The organism is Rhodococcoides navarretei (genome assembly GCF_038069675.1).
Taxonomy (GTDB): domain Bacteria; phylum Actinomycetota; class Actinomycetes; order Mycobacteriales; family Mycobacteriaceae; genus Rhodococcoides; species Rhodococcoides navarretei.
Genome location: NZ_JBBPCN010000001.1, coordinates 994,229 through 1,013,640, shown reverse-complemented (window position 1 = coordinate 1,013,640; position 19,412 = coordinate 994,229). Strand labels below are relative to the sequence as shown.

The 19,412-nt window shown below is 65.2% G+C and carries 20 protein-coding genes; 10 read left to right on the top strand and 10 right to left on the bottom strand.

Going from position 1 to position 19,412, the window contains the following annotated elements; translation table 11 throughout:
• Window positions 1–36 precede the first annotated feature (36 nt).
• The gene (locus AABD04_RS05060; RefSeq protein ID WP_341440447.1) at window positions 37–417 is read left to right on the top strand and encodes a VOC family protein; all 381 of its coding nucleotides are present in this window, start codon (window positions 37–39) and stop codon (window positions 415–417) included.
• Here the strand turns inward: AABD04_RS05060 and AABD04_RS05055 are convergent.
• Both AABD04_RS05055 and AABD04_RS05050 read right to left on the bottom strand, forming a co-directional pair.
• On the bottom strand, window positions 414–1,697 hold the full coding sequence (locus AABD04_RS05055) for a sensor domain-containing phosphodiesterase (protein ID WP_341440446.1): 1,284 nt from the start codon (window positions 1,695–1,697) through the stop codon (window positions 414–416). The genes AABD04_RS05060 and AABD04_RS05055 overlap by 4 nt on opposite strands.
• 105 nt (window positions 1,698–1,802) lie before the next feature.
• A complete protein-coding gene (locus AABD04_RS05050; RefSeq protein ID WP_341440445.1) occupies window positions 1,803–3,149 on the bottom strand; it encodes a hypothetical protein in 1,347 nt (448 codons plus the stop codon).
• 147 nt (window positions 3,150–3,296) lie between these two features.
• On the opposite strand from AABD04_RS05050, the gene menE reads away from it, so the two are divergent.
• On the top strand, window positions 3,297–4,385 hold the full coding sequence (menE, locus tag AABD04_RS05045) for an o-succinylbenzoate--CoA ligase (protein WP_341442957.1): 1,089 nt from the start codon (window positions 3,297–3,299) through the stop codon (window positions 4,383–4,385).
• Between the two features lie 167 nt (window positions 4,386–4,552).
• On the opposite strand, the gene AABD04_RS05040 is transcribed toward menE, so the two are convergent.
• Window positions 4,553–4,930 carry a nuclear transport factor 2 family protein gene (locus AABD04_RS05040; protein ID WP_341440444.1) on the bottom strand — a complete coding sequence of 126 codons (378 nt, stop codon included), beginning with the start codon at window positions 4,928–4,930 and terminating at the stop codon, window positions 4,553–4,555.
• Window positions 4,931–5,044: 114 nt separating this feature from the next.
• Complete coding sequence (locus tag AABD04_RS05035) at window positions 5,045–6,721, bottom strand: alpha/beta hydrolase (protein WP_341440443.1); 1,677 nt, start codon at window positions 6,719–6,721, stop codon at window positions 5,045–5,047.
• A 62-nt stretch (window positions 6,722–6,783) separates the two neighbouring features.
• Between AABD04_RS05035 and AABD04_RS05030 the strand changes: the two genes are divergently transcribed.
• The 3 genes from AABD04_RS05030 (at window position 6,784) to AABD04_RS05020 (ending at window position 9,932) form a co-directional block, all read left to right on the top strand.
• Window positions 6,784–7,563, top strand: coding sequence for a PIG-L family deacetylase (locus AABD04_RS05030; protein ID WP_341440442.1), 780 nt, complete (start codon window positions 6,784–6,786; stop codon window positions 7,561–7,563).
• 189 nt (window positions 7,564–7,752) lie between these two features.
• Window positions 7,753–9,015 (top strand): Hsp70 family protein, encoded by a 1,263-nt coding sequence (locus AABD04_RS05025; RefSeq protein ID WP_341440441.1) that lies wholly within the window; start codon window positions 7,753–7,755, stop codon window positions 9,013–9,015.
• 47 nt (window positions 9,016–9,062) lie between these two features.
• Window positions 9,063–9,932: a 1,4-dihydroxy-2-naphthoate polyprenyltransferase gene (locus tag AABD04_RS05020; RefSeq protein ID WP_341440440.1), complete on the top strand. Its 870-nt coding sequence runs from the start codon at window positions 9,063–9,065 to the stop codon at window positions 9,930–9,932.
• On the opposite strand, the gene AABD04_RS05015 is transcribed toward AABD04_RS05020, so the two are convergent.
• Genes AABD04_RS05015 through AABD04_RS05005 form a run of 3 tightly spaced genes read right to left on the bottom strand, consistent with a single transcriptional unit; the run spans window position 9,929 to window position 11,034 of the window.
• Window positions 9,929–10,309, bottom strand: coding sequence for a phage holin family protein (locus AABD04_RS05015; RefSeq protein WP_032380413.1), 381 nt, complete (start codon window positions 10,307–10,309; stop codon window positions 9,929–9,931). The two genes, AABD04_RS05020 and AABD04_RS05015, sit on opposite strands and share 4 nt — an antisense overlap.
• A 32-nt stretch (window positions 10,310–10,341) precedes the next feature.
• The gene (locus AABD04_RS05010) at window positions 10,342–10,683 is read right to left on the bottom strand and encodes a Clp protease N-terminal domain-containing protein (RefSeq protein WP_341440439.1); all 342 of its coding nucleotides are present in this window, start codon (window positions 10,681–10,683) and stop codon (window positions 10,342–10,344) included.
• 9 nt (window positions 10,684–10,692) lie between these two features.
• Entirely contained in the window at window positions 10,693–11,034 is a 342-nt protein-coding gene (locus tag AABD04_RS05005) for a nitroreductase/quinone reductase family protein (protein ID WP_243608495.1), read from the bottom strand.
• 334 nt (window positions 11,035–11,368) lie between these two features.
• Here AABD04_RS05005 and AABD04_RS05000 point away from each other — a divergent pair, with 334 nt between their 5' ends.
• Genes AABD04_RS05000 through AABD04_RS04990 form a run of 3 tightly spaced genes read left to right on the top strand, consistent with a single transcriptional unit; the run spans window position 11,369 to window position 15,521 of the window.
• Window positions 11,369–12,718 carry an HNH endonuclease signature motif containing protein gene (locus AABD04_RS05000; protein ID WP_341440438.1) on the top strand — a complete coding sequence of 450 codons (1,350 nt, stop codon included), beginning with the start codon at window positions 11,369–11,371 and terminating at the stop codon, window positions 12,716–12,718.
• Between the two features lie 26 nt (window positions 12,719–12,744).
• Window positions 12,745–15,204, top strand: a complete 2,460-nt coding sequence (gene pepN, locus AABD04_RS04995) for an aminopeptidase N (RefSeq protein WP_341440437.1) — start codon at window positions 12,745–12,747, stop codon at window positions 15,202–15,204.
• Between the two features lie 5 nt (window positions 15,205–15,209).
• Entirely contained in the window at window positions 15,210–15,521 is a 312-nt protein-coding gene (locus tag AABD04_RS04990) for a hypothetical protein (protein WP_341440436.1), read from the top strand.
• 3 nt (window positions 15,522–15,524) lie between these two features.
• Here the strand turns inward: AABD04_RS04990 and cds1 are convergent, their stop codons facing one another.
• Window positions 15,525–16,607, bottom strand: coding sequence for an L-cysteine desulfhydrase Cds1 (gene cds1 / locus AABD04_RS04985; RefSeq protein WP_341440435.1), 1,083 nt, complete (start codon window positions 16,605–16,607; stop codon window positions 15,525–15,527).
• Window positions 16,604–16,957 carry a DUF4229 domain-containing protein gene (locus AABD04_RS04980; protein ID WP_243596411.1) on the bottom strand — a complete coding sequence of 118 codons (354 nt, stop codon included), beginning with the start codon at window positions 16,955–16,957 and terminating at the stop codon, window positions 16,604–16,606. Before AABD04_RS04980 ends, cds1 begins: the two co-directional genes overlap by 4 nt.
• Window positions 16,958–17,154: 197 nt before the next feature.
• Between AABD04_RS04980 and AABD04_RS04975 the strand changes: the two genes are divergently transcribed.
• Together AABD04_RS04975 and AABD04_RS04970 are read left to right on the top strand one after the other, a co-directional pair.
• Window positions 17,155–17,370: a BldC family transcriptional regulator gene (locus AABD04_RS04975; RefSeq protein WP_037187021.1), complete on the top strand. Its 216-nt coding sequence runs from the start codon at window positions 17,155–17,157 to the stop codon at window positions 17,368–17,370.
• Window positions 17,371–17,506: 136 nt separating this feature from the next.
• On the top strand, window positions 17,507–17,704 hold the full coding sequence (locus AABD04_RS04970) for a hypothetical protein (RefSeq protein ID WP_341440434.1): 198 nt from the start codon (window positions 17,507–17,509) through the stop codon (window positions 17,702–17,704).
• A gap of 13 nt (window positions 17,705–17,717) precedes the next feature.
• Here AABD04_RS04970 and AABD04_RS04965 read toward each other — a convergent pair whose 3' ends face one another.
• On the bottom strand, window positions 17,718–19,058 hold the full coding sequence (locus AABD04_RS04965) for a MinD/ParA family ATP-binding protein (RefSeq protein WP_423228214.1): 1,341 nt from the start codon (window positions 19,056–19,058) through the stop codon (window positions 17,718–17,720).
• Window positions 19,059–19,412 lie beyond the last annotated feature (354 nt).

Below are 19,412 nucleotides of genomic sequence, written 5' to 3'. Positions count from 1 at the left end.
CGGAACGACCCTTGGGCAGCGTGGTATCCATGCGGGGTGGACATCCTTGCTTCCAGGACGATTCTCCGCCCGGCCGACTACGAGAAGACTCTTGCGTTCTATCGTGACGGTCTCTCGCTCGCGGTGTGCCGGGAGTATCCCGGCGGCACGGTGTTCTTCGCGGGCCAGGGTCTGCTGGAGGTCGCGGCGCACCATCGCGGCGACGGGCCGGGTTCGTTCTCCGGTGCACTGTGGTTGCAGGTGCGCGACATCGGTTCTGCTACCGAGGAATTGACGGCCGCCGGCATCGGAATCGTGCGCGAGGCCAGGACGGAGCCGTGGGGTCTGATCGAGATGTGGATCGAGGATCCGGATTCGATTCCCATCGTGCTGGTGCAGATCCCGCAGGATCATCCGCTGCGACGGGACAACCGCTAGCTGTCCTTCGAGCTGTCGGCGATCGTGCGTAGCACCGCTGTCGCCGACTGAGGACGCGACCACAGGTAGCCCTGTGCAAGGGTGCAGCCCAGCTCGAGCGCAGCGTCGGCTTGTTCGCGGTTCTCGATGCCTTCGACGATCATCGTCAGATCGAGGTCCTTCGCCACTCCGGCCAGCGACCTGATCATCGCCCGTCCGGCCACGGTGTCGATGAACCGGGTCAGATGCCCGTCGATCTTGATGCCGTCGGGCTGCAGCGTCACCAGTCGTTCGAGTGAGGACCAGCCCGAACCGAAGTCGTCCAGCAAGACCCGAAAGCCCAGCCGATGTACGTCGTCGATGTGCCGACGCAGCAGCGGACCCGGCGTCACAGCAGTGGTTTCGGTGAGCTCGAGCGAGATCGACGACGGCGACACCCCGGAGGACGCGATGGCACGCTGGAGCTGACTGACGCCGTCGGGATGCGCGAGGTGGCGTCCCGAAATGTTGACGGTCAGCCGCAGCTCCGGACGATGGATGTGCCACTTCTTCATTTCGGCCGCGGCCTGCGTCAGCACACTGAGGTCGACGTCGATGATCAGTTCGCTGGCTTCGGCGAACGGGACGAAGTCCGCCGGCACCACCATCCCGCGGGTGGGATGGTGCCAACGCGCCAGCGCCTCGAAGCCGACGATCTCCTCGGTCCGCAGATCCACGATGGACTGGAACCAGGGCACGATGTGACCGTCGGCGATGGAGTCGGCGATGTCGTTGTCCCTGCCCAGCCTGGTGACGCCCGATCCGACGCGGCGATGCAGGTCGAGTTGCTCCTCGAGAACGGACGCGAACTGTTCGAGTTCCTGCATCTGCTCGCCCGAGAGTGGGCGGGGCGTGCGATCGAGTAGGCACAGGGTGCCGATGACCAGCCCCTCTCGCCCGCGCAGCGGAACCGACGCGTACGACGCGATGCCGTTGTCGTCGAGCATGGCACGCTGCCGAGTGGTGGCGCGGATGCGACCGTGCGCCACGACCGCGGGCTCACCGGAGCGCACCACGTCGTCGCACAGGGTGTCGGCTCGCACGACGGTGGACATCGGCGGCCCACCGACGTTGACCAGCGTGTACTGGGTGTCCTCGTCGAGCACGTTGAGTTGGGCGATGGCGAATCCGACGCTGCGTGCGGCGAATTCGACCGTGGAGCGCAGGGCAGGCGTGGTCGCCTCGACATCGAGGTATCGACGAGCGGAGTCACTCTGACGGCGAGACTGGGAGCGCGCGGTGTCCACGACCTCACCGTCCACCTGTATCTCCTCGCCACGAACGGCCGGGCCCGTGCTGGAACCGGTTCCAGGTGAGCTTAACCGTGCCGGATCCTCGGTTTCGACCGATAGCACGTCTCGGCGCGGTCATACCGACGGATAGCGCGTGTGCAGAAGCCGATGCCGCAGCACCGCAGCGGCGAGCCGCTTGCCCTCCTCGGTCGCAACGGCACCGGACACCTCCGTCGCCGACGCGCGGTTCGGTTCCGACTCGAACGCTCCGAGCGCGCTCAGCTCGGCCACCAGCGTCCGGGCCAACGGCTCGGCGTGCTCGGGCGCAGGCTCCTCTCCGGCATGCGTCCATCCTTCGGCCCGCAGCAGCCGCGCCAGGTCGTCGGCCGTCGATTCCGCGTCGGCGACATCGTGACCGACGATCATCCGGGCCAGAACCACCTCCGCCGCAATCGTGTCGGGGTGATATTCGGTGCCGACGATGCTTCCGGTGAGCACCCGCCAGAGCCCGTCGGAGCTGAGTTGCCGAGTTCGGGTGGTCGGCACCAACCGCCCGGCGGAACGGCGCAGCAGACGCACTCTCATCAGGAGGCGTCGGACAGTCAGTATCTTCTCGGTGTCGAGTTCGCGACCGACATACGAGGGACGCTCGGCCGGGGGAAAGACCGTGTTGGCGATACTCGCCACCAGCTCGTCCGGTAAATACCCGGCATCGGTCAACGTGACACCGTCCCCGATGCATCCGATGAAGCTCTCGAGTCTGCGCACACAGCCGTACACGGGATTCACGGCCTCGTGCAACGCCTCGCGTAGCCCCAGGTAGAGCTCGGCCCGCGGACTGCTGTAGCTGCTCCACAATTCGATGCGGTGGTCGAGAAGCTGTTCGAGCAGCACCGCTTCCGAGTCGTCCCTGCCTCGATCGGATGTCAGTACCGCGTCGGTGACGCCGCGTCGACGCATGGCCTGCGCATTGACACCGAGCGGGCGACCACCGGGCTTCGACGGCTCGAACTCGCCGGCGATGGTCGCCACTTCCAGTGTCTCGCCGATCTTTTCGACGATGGCGCGCTCGACCCCGGTCGGGGCGTCCTGCCAGCTGACGAGCTCGGTGTCGACGGCACCGATGCCCGATTCTTCGGTGGCGGCGCGATAGTGCTGCAGCCACGCGGCGTCGTCCGGTATCCGTACGAGTTCCGCGGTGACGGCGCTTCGAGCGATCTCCGCGTATCCGACGCGTCCGAGCCGTTCGAGAAGTTCGCCGAGTGCACGGGCGATGTCTACCGCGCGATCGGGCCCCTCGGCGACGTGGCGCAGATGGACCCAGAGGTAGGTCTGCACGGAATGTTGGGTCGGGCCCGCGGGCGGAGACACCTCGACCAGACCGTCCCACCCCAGACGCGCGTCGGCGGCGAGCGCAGGATCGACGGAATCGAAGTACGACAGAGCTGCCCACACCGCGTCGTCCATTCCCGATCCCTTCACGATGTTCCACTGTTCCACAGTGACTCGATGTCGGGTGACGACCGCGGGCGCAGTAGGTCCACCAGTCCGCGATCGAGCCCGGGGACTAGCCTCGAGTCCGTGCTCGAGAGCGTATCCATTCCACCGGGACCCGCCGCGGCAGACATCATGCCGCGGCTGAGCCGCATGCTCGCCGGCGACGGCCCGGCTCTGCTGCCCGTACCCGCGAACGACCCGCGCGAGACCGAGCGCCTGCACGACGCCTTGGCACCGGGAACCCCGATCGACGACGGCATAGCACTGGTGGTCGCGACCTCCGGAACGACGGGTGTCCCCAAAGGTGCCATGCTCTCCGCGCCTGCGCTGGTGGCGTCTGCGACGGGCACCGAGGAGCGACTCGGTGGACCCGGGTCGTGGCTGCTGGCGTTGCCCGCGCACCACGTCGCCGGAATGCAGGTGCTGCTGCGCAGCGTGCTCGCCGGAACCTCGCCCGTCGTCATGGACGTGTCCGACGGCTTCGACCCCATCGCTCTGATCGACGCGGTGGGCACGATGTCCGGCCCCCTGCGCTACACGTCATTGGTACCCGGGCAGTTGGTGAAGGCATTCGAGATCCCCGAGGCGGTCGCTGCTCTGGCCTCACTGGACGCGGTGTTGCTCGGCGGGGCCGCGACGCCGATTCCGTTGCGAGAGAGGGCACGTGACGCGGGAATCCGGTTGGTGCGAACGTACGGAATGAGCGAAACGGCCGGCGGCTGCGTGTACGACGGAGTTCCACTGCGCGACACGGTAATTCGCATCGACGACGGCCGGGTCGTGTTGGGCGGCAGAACCCTGGCCTCGGGATACCGCGGGCTGCCCGACCACCCGGCATTCGCCGAACCGGGCTGGTTCCGCACCGACGACGCCGGAGCCGTCGTCGACGGGGTGCTGAGCATTTCGGGACGACTCGACGAGGCCATCTCGACCGGCGGACTGACCGTCGTACCGCAGGTTGTCGAAGCTGCGCTGGCAACGCACCCCGCAGTCCGTGAGTGCGCCGTCGTGGGATTGCCCGACGAGCGACTGGGGCAGAAGGTGGTGGTCGCGGTTGTCGCCTCGACTCCGGTGACGTTGGCGGAGTTGCGCACCCACGTTGCGGCCTCGCTGGACATCACGGCGGCACCCCGAGAGTTGTTCCTACTCGACTCCCTGCCCACCCGAGGTCCGGGAAAACTTGATCGAGCGCGATTGCGGGCGATACTGGGGAAGCGCTGAGCGGTGCCCGTTCGGCGCTGCGGACCTGGTTCGGCGCTGCGGTCCCCGTCGGTTCGGCGCTGCGGTCCCCGTCGGTTCGGCGCAAACGCGCGCGCATTCGTCAGACGCGAGCGGAATAGATAGCGAGGTCGCGCCGCTTTGGCAAACGCGCGCGCGTTTGCGGACGGTCACCTCAGCGGCGTGCCTTGATGGTGCACCAGTTCCCATCCCGATTCGATGCGACGCCACAGCGATGTTCGACGCGCCAGGATGTCCACAGTTCTCGAAATCCACTGCACCAGAACAAACTCCGAGCTGAGCCATCGTCCATCGAGCTCTAGTACCTCGATCTCCATGGGTTTTTCGCGGCCGAGCAGGTCGAGTATCGACGGCTTGTCCCACACCGCGCCCGAGGCTCCGACTTCGGCGAAGTCGTCGGCGAGCAAGCCTGCGAGTCGCTCGTTGTCGCGTCGACAATCCGACGTTTGCATTTCCCGCTCGAGCTCGAGAACAGTTGCCAGATCACTGTCTTCTTCGAGTCGACGACCGGCCGAAAAAGTTTCCATAGCTCACCGTCTCACGAACAAACGCGCGCGCATTCGTCAGACGCGAGCGGAATAGATAGCGAGGTCGCGCCGCTTTGGCAAACGCGCGCGCGTTTGCGGCAGACCGGGATCGCCTCAGCCCGCCATCTTCTCGTACAACCGTTCCACGTCCGCGTCTGTCCAGCCCGGCGGCTCGAGGATGTCGGCCCACATGTTCACCGAGTCGGCTCCGTAGCTGTGGCCGTGGCCGTCGTCGACGTTCGTGGAGAAGACCTGATCGAACGTCAACTGCCAGAAGGTCACGAACGGGAACCACTGCACTCCTGGATCGACGTCGGCCCCTCGGGGTTCACGTAGCCAGTCGGGGCGATTGAGCACCAGGTCCGGTGACCACCACACGATCGGGTCGGATGCGTGCTGCCAGTACACGATCCGCGGCGCTTCCCATGGCCCGCCGATGTCGAGGTCCCCGGACGAACTCGCGAAGCGAACGTGCTCTCCGCCGTCGACCACGGGCAGGATCTCGCGAGAACCGGCGTCGCGTCCGGCAGTGATGCGCGCCCACTGAGGCGTGAAATTCGGGTTGCCGACCCACAGGGCACCGTCGATGCGCGCGATCATGTCCTGCGCGCCGCTGAACGCGTCCTGCCCGCCGTAGGCTCCGAGACTTTCGCCGAACAACACCAGCTTCGGCCGGGAGTCCTCCGGGAGTTCGCTCCACACCTCGTACACCGCCTCGAACAGGGCCCGCCCGGCATCCTGCGGAGTCTGACGGTCGGCCAGAAACGCCATCGGGCTCGGCAGGAACGAGTACTGCATCGACGCGATGGCCGAATTGCCGTCGTACAGGTATTCCAGAGGGCGAGCGACGTTCTCGTTCACCCACCCCCGTCCGGTGGTGGTCGCGACGCCGAGTACCGCGCGGGAGAATGCGCCGGTGCGGTCGAGTTCGGCCACCACCCGCTCGGCCACACCCTCGACGGTCTCAGCGGACTCGACGCCGGCATACGCGCGGATCGGTTGCACCGCGGGCCTTCCCGTGAAGTCACTGATCTCGTCGGGCGATGCTCCGGAGACGACGAAGCGTCGACCCTCCTGCCCCAGCGATTCCCACTCCTCGTTCGATGCGTCCGAACCCGAGAGCTCTGCCGCAGTGGGCTTTTCCACACCCTCGTGATTGCCGCGGTCCGCAGCCGAGGCCGACGTCTCCGCGACCGCCACGATGCCGCGAATCAGAGCGCCGTTGACGGCGAACACCACCAGGAGGGCTACGACGATCACGCTGGCGATCCGTGCGACCGGCCGGGGAACGTACTGCTTGCCCCATCTCGTCAATGCCCGAGTCGCCTTCCGCAGCAGACGGGCCAGTGCGAGGACGGCCACCGCAACCACGATCGAGACCACCAACACAGCGATGTAGAGGGGTCGACCCGGATCCTCGACGCCGACGAGTTTGCGCACGATCTGCTGCCACCACGATCCCAGGATCAGAAACAGCGGAATCACCACTGCCGCCACAACGGCCAACGCCCACCATCCGCGTCGACGCCACTGCTCGGACCAGTCCGGCGACACCCCGCAGAGTCGAATGACCCACGCAACGAGACATCCGACGCCGTATCCGATCGCAACGCTGATTCCGGTGGCGACCGCCTGCAGATACCAGACGCGGGGCAACAGGGACGGGGTCATCGACAGTGCAAAGAACACCACGGCGAACAACAGTCCGACCGGATCCAATGCGCGACAGTACCGATCCGCTCGTGAACCCTGCCAATACGAACGAACCGAGGCCGACCGCTGTGTGGTCACTCGCAGATCGTATTGGCCCGCCGACTGCGCCGCACCCACTTCGACGTGCAAGCATTCAACGCATGAGTGTTCTGGTCTGCTTCCACGCACATCCCGACGACGAAGTGTTCGGCACCGGCGGAGTGATGCGCCTCGCCGCAGATGCCGGCCATCGCGTCGTCCTGGTCACCGCCACCGACGGCGCTCTCGGCGAGTACCCCGTCGGAATTCTCACCGACGGCGAATCGTTGGCCCAGCGCCGACGCGTCGAGCTGGATCGTTCGGCCGCCGCTCTCGGGGTCTCCCGCATCGTTCGGTTGCACTACGCCGATTCCGGCATGGCGGGCACTCCGGAGAACTCCAACCCGGACGCGTTCTGCAACGTCGACGTCGACACCGCAGCGCAACGCCTGGCCGACGTGTTGCTCGAGGAGCAGGCCGATGTCGTGACCATCTACGACCCGAACGGTGGCTACGGGCATCCGGACCACATCCAGGTTCACGTCGTCGGCAAGCGCGCCACCGAGATCGCCGAGACTCGTTTCGTGTACGAGACCACGACCAATCGCGATCACATGCGCCGACTGATGGAGGCAAACCCCCACTGGGGCGAAGAGGCATCACCGCCGGACATGGAGACGTTCGGACTGCCGGAAACCGAGATCACGACGGTGGTCGACGTGTCGAGCGTCATCGCTGCGAAGCGGGCGGCGATGGAAGCACACGAAACTCAGGTCGGCGATTTCGGACCGTTTCTCAAAATGCCCATCGAGCAACTCACCAGTGCCTTCGGAACCGAATGGTTCAGAAAGTTGCGCGGTACCGGTGGCGTCGGCCTGACGGAGACTTCGCTCCCCCTCTGACCTCGCACGACAGCGGACGCACGCGATGGGAGCGAGATGGCTGCCGACTCGATTCATCGAACTGGCCATCAGATTGTTTTGAGCCTCTAACCAAACCATGAGACGGTACAGTGATCACGTCGCCCGTCCTTGCAGGGCGTGTTCCGTGGACCTGAACACCGTCACAGACATGGAGAGGCCAGAGAAGCGATGCGTTCGTCAGTGGGTCTGTCCATGGGTACGTGCGGCATTCGCACGGCGCGGACCACCGAAGACGGAGCATGGACCGACGGCCCCCGGTTCGACGACTGGCAACTCTCCCCCACCGCGCAGGACGTAGCGCGGGTCGTTCGGGGCATCGTCGACACTCCGGACGCACCCGAGTCACTCGGCGTCGCCTGCCGTTCCCCCGAAGAACGTACCGAAATCTCCGACGCGCTCGCCGAGGAGTACGTCTCCGACGTCCACCTCATCGACGAGACCGGCGCGGCACTGGCATATCTCCGCCCTGGGCTGCCGTCACACCTCAAGACGATCGCAGTGTTCGACGCGGGCGATTCCGGGGTGGACGTGAACATCGTGGACGTCGAATCCGGTCGCTCCTACGGTTCGACGCGGACCACCGCCATGAGCGGTGCCGCGTTCGACGTGGTGGTCCGCGAGCACATACTCGGTCTCGGCATCGTGCGAGCGCCTCAATCACGGGACGAAGACTCTGCGCTCACCGCCTTCTGCCGCGGAATAAAGGAAGCGCTCTCCTCGCACCTGACCACCAGCACACCCGATGGCGAGCACATCCTCCTCGAGCGACACATCTTCGAGTTGTCCATCGCGCGCTCAACAGAGGAAGCCGCCGAGACGGTGCGCCGACTGGGCCTGGAGGCCGAGTTCTATCCCGACGCGGTCGTCGCCATCGGAGGCACGTCCAACATCCCGTTGGTCCGGTCCACCCTCGAACGCTTCCTGCAACTGCCGGTCATCGTCCCGGACAAACCCGAACTCGTCGTCGCCGGTGGTGCCGCGGTACATGCCACTCACATCGATGCGACGCGCGTGCCGCCTCTCGTGTCGCACCGTCCGGCGTTGGCGCGGCTGGGCATGATCGCGCTGCCGATCGCAGGGGTCATCGCTGCCATCGGGCTGTTCACCGCCCTCGGATCCAGCGACGCGAACCAGCCGTCCAGCACTCCTGCCAACGTCGGTGAGGCTGCGCCGTCGACCATGACACCCGCCACCACCAGCACTACTTCTGCGACGGTGTCACCGTCACCCGATATCCCACCGCCCCCGCCGACGACCACCGCGCCTGCACCCGCTGTCGCCGATTCGGCGCCCTATGTGCAATACCAGCAGCCGCACTACTACCCGCCGCCCCCTCCGCCGCCGCCGCCGCCCACCGTGCCACTGCCACAGATTCCCGGTGTCCAGATGCCCGTCATACCGTTGCCGGTGTTGCCGCGCCTGCCGTTCTGACCGGCCGCGTTCTCACCCGTCGGACAGATACGGAAAGATCGTCGCTCATGGCCACCACTGCGCAATGGATCGAAGGTGCGCGACCGCGCACGCTCCCGAATGCGATCGCCCCCGTCCTCGTCGGCACCGGTGCGGCCGTGTCGCTGGACGCAGGCGTGTGGTGGAAGGCACTGCTGGCGTTGATCGTCTCGTTGGCCCTGATCGTCGGCGTGAATTTCGCCAACGACTACTCCGACGGAATCCGCGGCACCGACGACGATCGAGTCGGACCCCTGAGACTGGTCGGCTCCAAGGCCGCCTCCGCCGGCGCAGTCAAGAAGGCCGCCATCGCATGCTTTGCCGTCGGTGCCGTGGCGGGGCTGGTACTGGCCGCAACCAGCGCCTGGTGGTTGGTCGTCGTCGGACTCGTGTGCATCGCCGGTGCGTGGTACTACACCGGCGGCTCGAAGCCGTACGGGTACAGCGGTTTCGGCGAAATCGCCGTGTTCGTGTTCTTCGGTCTCGTGGCAGTTCTCGGCACTCAGTTCGTGCAGGCCGGGGAGATCGACTGGGCAGGCGTGCTGGCAGCGGTAGCCGTCGGATCGTTCTCCAGCGCGGTGCTGGTCGCCAACAATCTGCGCGACATCCCCACCGACACCGAATCCGGAAAGCTCACGCTCGCAGTACGATTGGGCGATACCCGCACGCGCTACCTGCATCTCGCGCTACTGGTGGTGCCGTTCGCGATGACCGTCGTTCTGATCGCTCGCACCCCATGGGCGCTCGTCGGACTGCTCGCCCTCCCGTTCGCCGCCCGCGCCAACTCCCCGGTACGCAAGGGTGCGCACGGCTTCGAACTGATTCCCGCACTGCGCGATTCGGGCTTGGCGATGCTCGTCTGGGGAGCGAGTACCGGACTGGCGTTGGCCTTCGCCTAACGCTTGTCGGGAACGAACGCTCCGAGCAGAAAGTTCACGATCGAGATGATGATCGCGCCCCAGAATGCGGCGGCGAACCCCACGATCTCGAGCCCGTAGCCGGTCTGCGACGACAGCCAGCCCGTCAACAAGAGCATCAACGCATTGATCACGAGAGTGAACAAGCCGAGAGTCAGAATCAGCAACGGCAGCGACAGCAGCTTCACCATCGGCTTGATGAACGCATTGACGATCGTCAACACCGCCGCGATACCGAGCAGAACCACGATGTCCCAGCCGTCGCCGCGCCCCGAGCTGGTGACGGTGATGCCATCGACGAATTCCTTGGCGACCCAGATGGCAACGGCGTTGATCACGAGCCGAATCAAAAAGTTCATGGCGCCATCGTAGGGTCGTGGACGGCTGAGGGCTACGACGTCCGAACGAGGGAGACCATCGATCGCAACTGCTGCAGCGAACCATGCTGCTGCACGAGTTCGGTGAACGTCGGATCGGCACCGCGGACGAGACCGAGAAGGACATGCTCGACGCCTATCTCGCGGTCCCGTCGTTCGACGGCTTCCTTCAGAGACAGCTTCAGCACTTCCTTGGCCGATGCGGCGAACGGGCCGAGCACGGAGTCGATCGTCGACACGATGGTGTCCAGATCGATTCCGAGTGACTTCAGTGCACGCTCGTCTTGTGATCGGACGTCCGCAAGAACCCCGTCGACGGTGAATCCGGCTGCCCTTTTGTCAACACGGGTTGACATGATGCGTGTTCAACGGGTCAAAACGATGTCCACGGTGACCCGCCCACGGTCATCACGAGTGGCCACGGCATGCCCGGAGTGGTGGACGCCGCCGAGATCGAGGTCGACTCGACCACCGTCGTTCTCGAAATTTCTCCACCAGCTCTTCTTGTCCGGCACAGCCACAGCAACTTTCACGTGATTGCCCGTTCGCCTGTAGGCCACCGGAAGAGAGAACTCCTTGCCGGACTTTCGGCCGGTGTAGGTCACGATTCCCATCGACCGCCCGAGCGCACGGTCTAGCACCGGCGCCTTCATGACGACCATGAAAACCCTGTTGAACGCCGCCGCCGATTTCTGGAAGGTGTTCACTGTGCCGCCTCCGGGGTTGCCCTGCACGTGATGCCGAGCCTAGCGCCGTTGCCGCTCGCCCGAGTCGTCACTGCGAGGACACACCGTCCTCCATCGACTCGGCCAGTACGCGCAACGTCCCGAGGATGCGTTCCCGCCATGTGCCCAGTGCGTCGAACATTGTTCCGTGAGCGGAAATCGACATCGATCACCACCTGCTGGCTCTCGATGTCGCCTTGGCTGTTCGCTCGCGCTGAGTGCCTCGACCAAGGCGGCAGAACTTGTCGGTGGTCGGTTCTACACTTCTCGGCAATGGGTCGAATACGTGTTCGGCCCTTGGTCGCTGGGGGGTGACATGGGGTTACGCGAGTCGACGTGGATCGACGACGACCACTCTGCACTCGCCGACGTCCTCGGCGCGCGCCGACGGATCAACGCTGCTGTCGCGTCGGAGCTGGCGCTCATGGACGACTACGTTCGCGGGCGAACGGCGTGCGCCTCGCCGTGGGACACAGGAGTGACCGAGAAAGACCTCTACAGCTCGGCGATCTGCGAGCTGGCGGCGGCAATGTCGTCCACCTTCGCCGCTGTTCACAACAGGCTTCAGATGTGGCGTCAGCTGCGGCCCCTCGTACGGAACAGTTTCATCAACGGCTCGCTCGACAAAGAGCGGGTCAAGACGATCCACGACCATCTGCTTCATGCGCGTCCGGAAACAGTCGTCGCCATCGAGGCCGAGGTTCTCAAAGCCGCTGGAGAAATGGCTCCGGGCGCTCTAGGTCGCGAAATCGATCGACTGCTCTTCGAAGCCGATCCGGATTGGGACCGGAACGTGCGCGACCGTGCCGCGCGCACAGAAAAGCGAATCCGGGTTCGGAGACGAGCGCGGGGGCTGTCCAGCCTCACCGTGGTGATGACCGATGGCGAAGCCGACGAACAGATTTCACGAATAGACGCCGAGATCGCGCGCCTACACCCGGAGGACCCTCGATCCCCCGATCAACAACGAGGCGAAGCGCACAATGCACTGATGCGCGGGGAGACAGTGGCCTGCCAGTGCGCGGCGTGCCTGACCGCTCGTGGTGACGTCGAGGCTCCCGAGGCCGAGACAACGCAGCCGCCCAGCACGACCGCCCGGCCGAATGATGGCGCAGCCACAGCGGACGAGACATCCACCGCGAGTTCGGAATCCGAGCCGCAGGGGCCGGCTCGGCCGACCAGGCAACCGCCACCGGCCACGGGACCACCCGACGAGCCAGCACCACCCGATGAGCCACCGGCGCGATCGCGACCGGGAGGAGGGACGCTGATCGAGCGCTGGCGGGGCATCGTCGAGCGCAATCCTCTCGGTGTGCACGCCCTACACCCCGACGGACACGGAGGCATGACGCTTCCGCCGCCGGGGGCACTGTCCTACAAACCCAGTAGGTCGCTCGCGGCGCGAGTGCGCGCCGATCATCCGTACTGCCTTCATCCTGGATGCGACGTGCCTTCGGACCGGTGCGACCTCGACCATATCGTCGAGTTCGATCCACAGAATCCGGAGCGAGGTGGCTGGACGATCCCGACGAACATCGGCCCGCGCTGCCGGCTCCACCACAACCTCAAAACGCGCAAACTCTGGCGCACCGAACTGCTACCCGAAGGGGTGATGCACACCGTCGATCCACTCGGACGCCACTACTTCACTGCGCCGACCCTGTGACGTCTCGATCGCATAGGGTTGGTTCGGTGAGCACCGCAAATCTGACCCGTACCGAAACTCGCCGGAGGTCGCGCCACATCGCCGGCGTGAGCTATCGCGTCCACCTTGATCTTCTGCACGCAGAGGACTCCGACGTCGACACTTTCGAGACGGTCACGACCATCGAATTCGACGCAAGCACGGCTGCGACGTGGGTGGACTTCATCGGTGCCGCAGTCGACGAGGTCACCGTCAACGGTGTTGACACACCGATCGACTACGACGGCTCACGCATTCAATTGGTCGGACTCACCGAGCACAACATCGTCCGGATTCGCGCGCACGGAAAGTACAGCCGGTCGGGTGAAGGACTACATCGGTTCGTCGATCCCGTCGATGACAACGTCTATCTCTACACGCAGTACGAACCGGCCGATGCACGACGGGTATTCGCGAATTTCGAGCAACCGGACCTCAAGGCCCCCTTCACTCTGACGGTCACGGCTCCGCCGACGTGGACCGTGTTGTCCAACCGCGAGGGTGTCACCGACGACACGGTCACCACCTTCGCGCCGACTCTGCCGATCTCGACCTACATCACCGCGGTTGCGGCCGGACCGTACCACCGGGTTCAATCCTCCTGGACGCGAGACGAACTCACGGTGCCTCTCGGCGCATACTGCCGAGCCTCGCTTGCCGAGTACTTCGATGCCGAGGACATCTTCGACACCACGAAGCGGGGCCTGGACTTCTTTCACGACAGGTTCGACTACCCGTACCCGTTCGGGAAGTACGACCAGATCTTCGTCCCCGAATACAACCTCGGTGCGATGGAGAATCCGGGCCTCGTCACATTCACGGAATCGTACGTATTCCGTTCTGCAGCAACCGAAGCCCAGTACGAGGCCCGCGCCAATACGATTCTGCACGAGATGGCGCACATGTGGTTCGGCGACCTCGTCACGATGCAGTGGTGGGATGACCTGTGGCTCAAGGAATCGTTCGCCGACTTCATGGGCGCGTACGCGTCGGCCGAGGCGACCCGATTCACCGATGCCTGGGTCAGCTTCGCCAACCGACGTAAAGCGTGGGCATATCTGCAGGATCAGCTTCCGACCACCCACCCGATCGTCGCCGACATCACCGACCTCGAGGCCGCCAAGCTCAACTTCGACGGCATCACCTACGCCAAAGGGGCGAGCGTCCTCAAACAACTCGGCGCGTTCGTGGGTGCCGACGCCTTCTTCGCGGCGTCCCGCAACTACTTTCGCACCCATGCATTCGGCAACACCACACTGACGGACCTGCTGAGCGAGATGTCCACCGCGAGCGGACGCGACCTCGACACCTGGGCCGCAGCATGGCTGCAGACCACCGGCGTCTCGACGCTCAGCTACTCCGGCGATGCCGTCGAGCAGACAGATCCGAAACCGCACCGCATTGCCATCGGACTCTACGATCTCGACGAGGCGGGGAATCTGACGAGAACTCACCGCCGCGAACTCGACATCACCGACGCACGAACTCCGGTAGACCTTCCCGATGCCGCGCTGGTGCTGCTCAACGACGACGACCTGACGTACGCCAAGATCCGATTCGACGAGCGCTCGAAGACCACCGTGCAGGCTCACCTCGATCGCATCGTGGATCCACTCGCCCGGGGCCTGGTGTGGTCCGCACTGTGGAACTCCACCCGCGACGCCGAAATGTCTGCACTCGAATACATCGACATCGCAACCAGATTCGCCCCGAACGAGCCCAAGATCGGCCTACTCTCGGCAGTGACGGCCAACGTGGGGTACGCCCTCGAGCACTACCTGCCGGAGGACCGACGGGGAGAACCCAGCCGGCGATGGCTCGAGGTCGCGTGGACGCAACTGAACTCGAGCGAACCAGGGAGCGATACGCAGCTGGTGTGGGCGCGCGCCACCGCGGCCGCGGCCCAGCTCGACGGGTCGCGCGCAGCGGACCTGCGCGCACTTCTCGATGGCACGGCGACCGTGACGGGCCTACGTCTCGATCCCGATCAGCGGTGGTCGTTCTGGTTGGCTCTCGCCGCCACCGGAAACGCGACCTCGGTCGACCTCGATGCAGAGCTGGCCTCCGACGACACCTCGTCGGGGCGCACCGCACACACCGCGGCGTCGACGGCGATACCGGATGCCGAGGTCAAGGCGAGGGCGTGGACTGCCATCACCGAACGCGACGACGCATCGAACGACGTCCTCGACGCGTTCATCACCGGCTTCGGGGCCGGCCACCGACCGGAGCTGACTCAGCCGTACGACAATCGGTATTTCGAAGCCATCTCCTCGCTGTGGACCTCCCGCAGCATCGAGATCGCCAGGCGAATAGTGGTCCGACTGTTTCCCCAGCAGTCGTCGACGGAGTCCGCGGACAGCTGGCTCGCCGAGCACGAGTGGGCGCCGGCTGCCTTGCGGCGCTTGGTTATCGAGCAACGAGACCACCTGGCGAGGGGCCTGCGGGTTCAGGCGCGGCTAGGGTGACGATCATGCCCACCACCGATTCTCGTCACGCGCTCGCCACCTCCGCACTCGCTGCCAGCGGTCTGCTCGGGGGCTTCGCCGTTGCCCGGCAGTCCCATAATCGTCAGCTCGGCGGGGCGGTACTCGCAGCTGTCGGCGTGGCATGCACTACGCGATGGCAGAAGTCTTCCGGTTCGGCCCGCGCCGGTGTACTGCTGGGAACGTACCTCGTCGCGTTCGGTGCCTCGCACCCGCTCGCCAAGAAGATCGGTGCCTGGCCGGCGGTCGCCGCGGTGTCCGCTGCAACTGCAGCGGCATCGATGGCGGTGGCCACGTAGGCCTCAGAGCACCCCGGTGCGAATGAACCCGTCGAGAGCTGCTGTCGGTTCCTCGAGATCCATCCCCTGGCTCGCGACCCAGGCGTCGTCGAAGTAGGTCTGCGAGTACCGATCTCCGCCGTCGCACAGCAGTGTGACCACGCTCCCGCTCCGGCCTGCGGCGATCATCTCCGCGATCAATCCGAAGGCTCCCCAGATGTTGGTACCGGTCGATCCGCCCACCCGTTTTCCGAGTGCCTCCGAGGTGAATCGGGCAGCAGCAACCGAGGCTGCGTCGGGCACCGCGATCATGCGGTCGATCACCTGACCGACGAACGACGGTTCCACTCGCGGCCGGCCGATGCCCTCGATGCGGGACGACAGGCCCGTTTCGAAGCCGGCATCTCCGGTCTCGTAACCGCCGATGAACGCCGAATTCTCGGGGTCCACAACAGCCAATTGCGTTGCATGCCTGCGGTATCGAATATAGCGACCGATGGTGGCGCTGGTCCCTCCGGTCCCTGCACCCACCACCACCCAGTCGGGAATGGGGCATTCTTCGAGCCGAAGCTGGTCGAAGATGGACTCGGCAATGTTGTTGTTTCCGCGCCAGTCGGTGGCTCGCTCGGCGTGCGTGAACTGATCCATGTAATGGCTGTCGGGCTCGGCCGCGAGTCGATGCGCTTCGGTGTACATCTCCCCGGGCCGATCGACGAAGTGACATCTCCCGCCGTGGGACTCGATGAGTGCGACCTTGGCCGGGCTGGTACTCCGGGGCATCACCGCGACGAACTTCAGTCCGAGCAGGCCGGCGAAATACGCTTCACTGACGGCGGTGGAGCCCGACGAGGCCTCGATGACCGTCGTACGCTCGGTGACCCAGCCGTTGCAGATTGCGTACAGAAACAACGACCGAGCCAGCCGGTGCTTGAGGCTGCCGGTGATGTGAGTGGACTCGTCTTTCAGGTACAGCGAGATACCCCACGCCGCGGGGAGCGGGTACCGCAGCAAGTGCGTGTCGGCGCTGCGCTGGGAATCCGCCTCGATCAAGCGAACCGCGTTGTCGACCCAAGCCCGCGATCCGGAGTGGTCGACCGACCTGGTCATTTCTTGCCGTCTTCACCGCGCAGCTTCGACTGCAGGTCCGCGCGCGCAGCGCGTCTACCCTCGTCGACTGCCGCGATGGACTCGTTGACGCGGATGCGCATGTTCTTGAACAGGAGCAGCGACAGCGGTAGCGAGATCAGCACCGAGAAGATTGCCGCCACGAGCACCGGGACCTCGACGCCGAACAGTAAACCGACGCCGACGATGACGGCCGCGATCACGACGACGAGCGCAAGTCTGGCGAAGGTGTAGACGCCGAGGTTGACGGCGAGGGACTTCTTCGCCGACCTGCCTGTCGCGGCATTTTCGCTGGTCGGATCGTTGCTGTCGGCGTTCGTCGCGTCACTCACGGGTCCCAATCTACCGGGCGCGGCCAGCGTTCCGACCCACCCCCGGGTGACCGATTTGTCCATTACCTCCCCTTTACCAACCTTGTATCAGTCGAGTACCTAGGGGTTCGAGTGCAACCATGGGGTCCGAACGCAGCAGACCGATATCTCCGGTTCGACGCACATGCGCCGAACCGCATCGTAGGAGGACACGACAGATGAGCGCACCCACTTTTCACAAGGCTCAGGACTCACTTCTCACTCCGGGTCAGGTAGCCGCGCTTTTTCACGTCGATCCCAAGACAGTGACACGCTGGGCACATGCCGGACGCCTCGGATCGCTCCGCACTCCGGGCGGACACCGTCGATTCCGTGAGACCGAAGTCATGCAGTTGCTGACCTCTCTGACGACGGAAGCCGGCGCACACCACTGATTCGGGAGTCCCGAACAACGATCCTTCGGCGTAATCCGCGCCCGTACGAACTCATCGAACATTCTCAGGAATCTTCGACGCTCGACGGGTGCGGAGGCCATTGCATCGCGGCTACCCTCGTAGTAGGAGGTGCGTCGTGATTTATCTATTGGCGTTGATCGGCTTGGTGGCAGTGATCGTTCTGTTCTGGAAGGCATTCGGACCCAGCGCGCAAGCTGCACCCACCCGCACTGTCGGACCCGATGACGATCCCGATTTCCTGTGGCGACTCAACCGTGAAGCTCGCCGCGGCGAAAAAGACGGAACCGAGGCCGGCACCGAACCCAGCGAATAGGGCCCGGGAGTTGTCAGTTGCGGCGGTGAGCGGTGGGCGCATCAGGGAAACCTGCCGCCACCGTTGCCGCGACTTCCAATAGCGCCTTTCGCGTGCGACCACGAAGACGATCCAGTTCGATTTCCGCACCTTCTTCGAGATGCGGATCGAATGGAATCGTCCGGACGTGAGCGCACCGCTGCTCGAAATGCTCGACGACTTTCTGCAGGTCGACTTTCCCCGCCCTCGGCCGTACCCCGTTGACCACCGCCACCGACCTCGCCACCAGCTCTCGGTAGCCGTGTGCATCAAGCCAATCCAGCGTGGCCGACGCGCTCCGTACGCCATCCACCGAGCTCGAGCTGACGACGACGAGAGTGTCGGCCCCCTCTAGGATGCTTTCCATGGCCGAGTGCATCAGTCCGGTGCCGCAGTCGGTGATGACGATGCTGTAGAACTTCTCCAACAGTGCGACCGCGCGGTCGTAATCCTCGCCGCTGAATGCCTCGGACGTCGCCGGATCCGAATCCGACGCCAACACCTCCAGTCGGTGGGCGTTCTGCGACGTGTAGGCCCGAACATCGCCGTAGCGGTCAAGAGAATGCATGTCGCGCAACAGGTTTCGGACAGTGGCGGTGGTTTCGGAGGGAACCTTCTGCCCCAGGGTTCCACGATCGGGGTTGGCGTCGATCGCGATCACCCGGTCACCTCGAAGCTCGGCGAACGTCGAGCCGAGCGTCGCAGTCGTCGTCGTCTTGCCCACACCCCCCTTCAAGGAGAGCACCGCGACGCGATAGCACCCGACGAGAGGCCGACCCACCTGCGCGGTCAGCGCCAGGCGCCGCTGCTGGGCTGCACTGTTGCCCACATCGATGCGACCGCCTGACATCAGGTACAGCGCCCGACGCCACCCGCTCATCGGCGGCACACTCCCCGACCGTACGAGCAACGAACTACCGAGATCGAACGGCACCGGCGGTGGGCCGGGTTGAAGACCCGCCCCACCCGCCCCACCCGGGCTGTCGGCCGGCACCGCTCCGGGCGCGACAGGTGCATCGCCGGGGCCCTGCCCGATCATCTGTGGCCGATTCGGATGCATCTGGTTCTGCTGCGGCGGCTGAGGCCACTGGCCGGGCTGCGATGCCCATTGACTCTGCGGACGCCATTGCTCCGGAGGGACCATCTGCCCGCGCGGTGCGCCCTGATTCTGCGGTACCCACTGGTTGTGCGGTCCCCAGTTCTGTGGTGCCCAGTTCTGAGCCGGTAGTGGTCCAGCTCCGACAGGGGGGCTCTGAATCGGCTTCGCCTCGAGCGGCGGAGGACTTGGAGTGCGTTCTACCGTCGACACCGCAGGATTCGTTGCGGTGTCGACCATCCCCGCAGGGGTCGGGGAGTCCGTGTTGTCTTTACCGTCGGCAGGTACGGACCCTGTTTTCGACGGGGGCTCGGCGGCTCGCGCCGCGGGAGCCGTGGCCTCGGGCGGCAATACCGTCGGGATGTCGACGCTCTCGGGCGGCATCGTGATGGGGGTCGAGCGAAAGGGCTCCCGCGGCGGTTCCGGCTCGGCCACCACTGCCGTTGCGACGACGACCGGCTCGGGTCCGTCGGGCGAAGCGACATGTTCTTCCGGCACATCCTCGTCCAAGGGCCGGACGGGTTGCCAGTTGTTCTCGTGCCGATCGGCCATGACCGATTCCCCCCAGTTCGCGTCCCACATCGAAGATCCGAG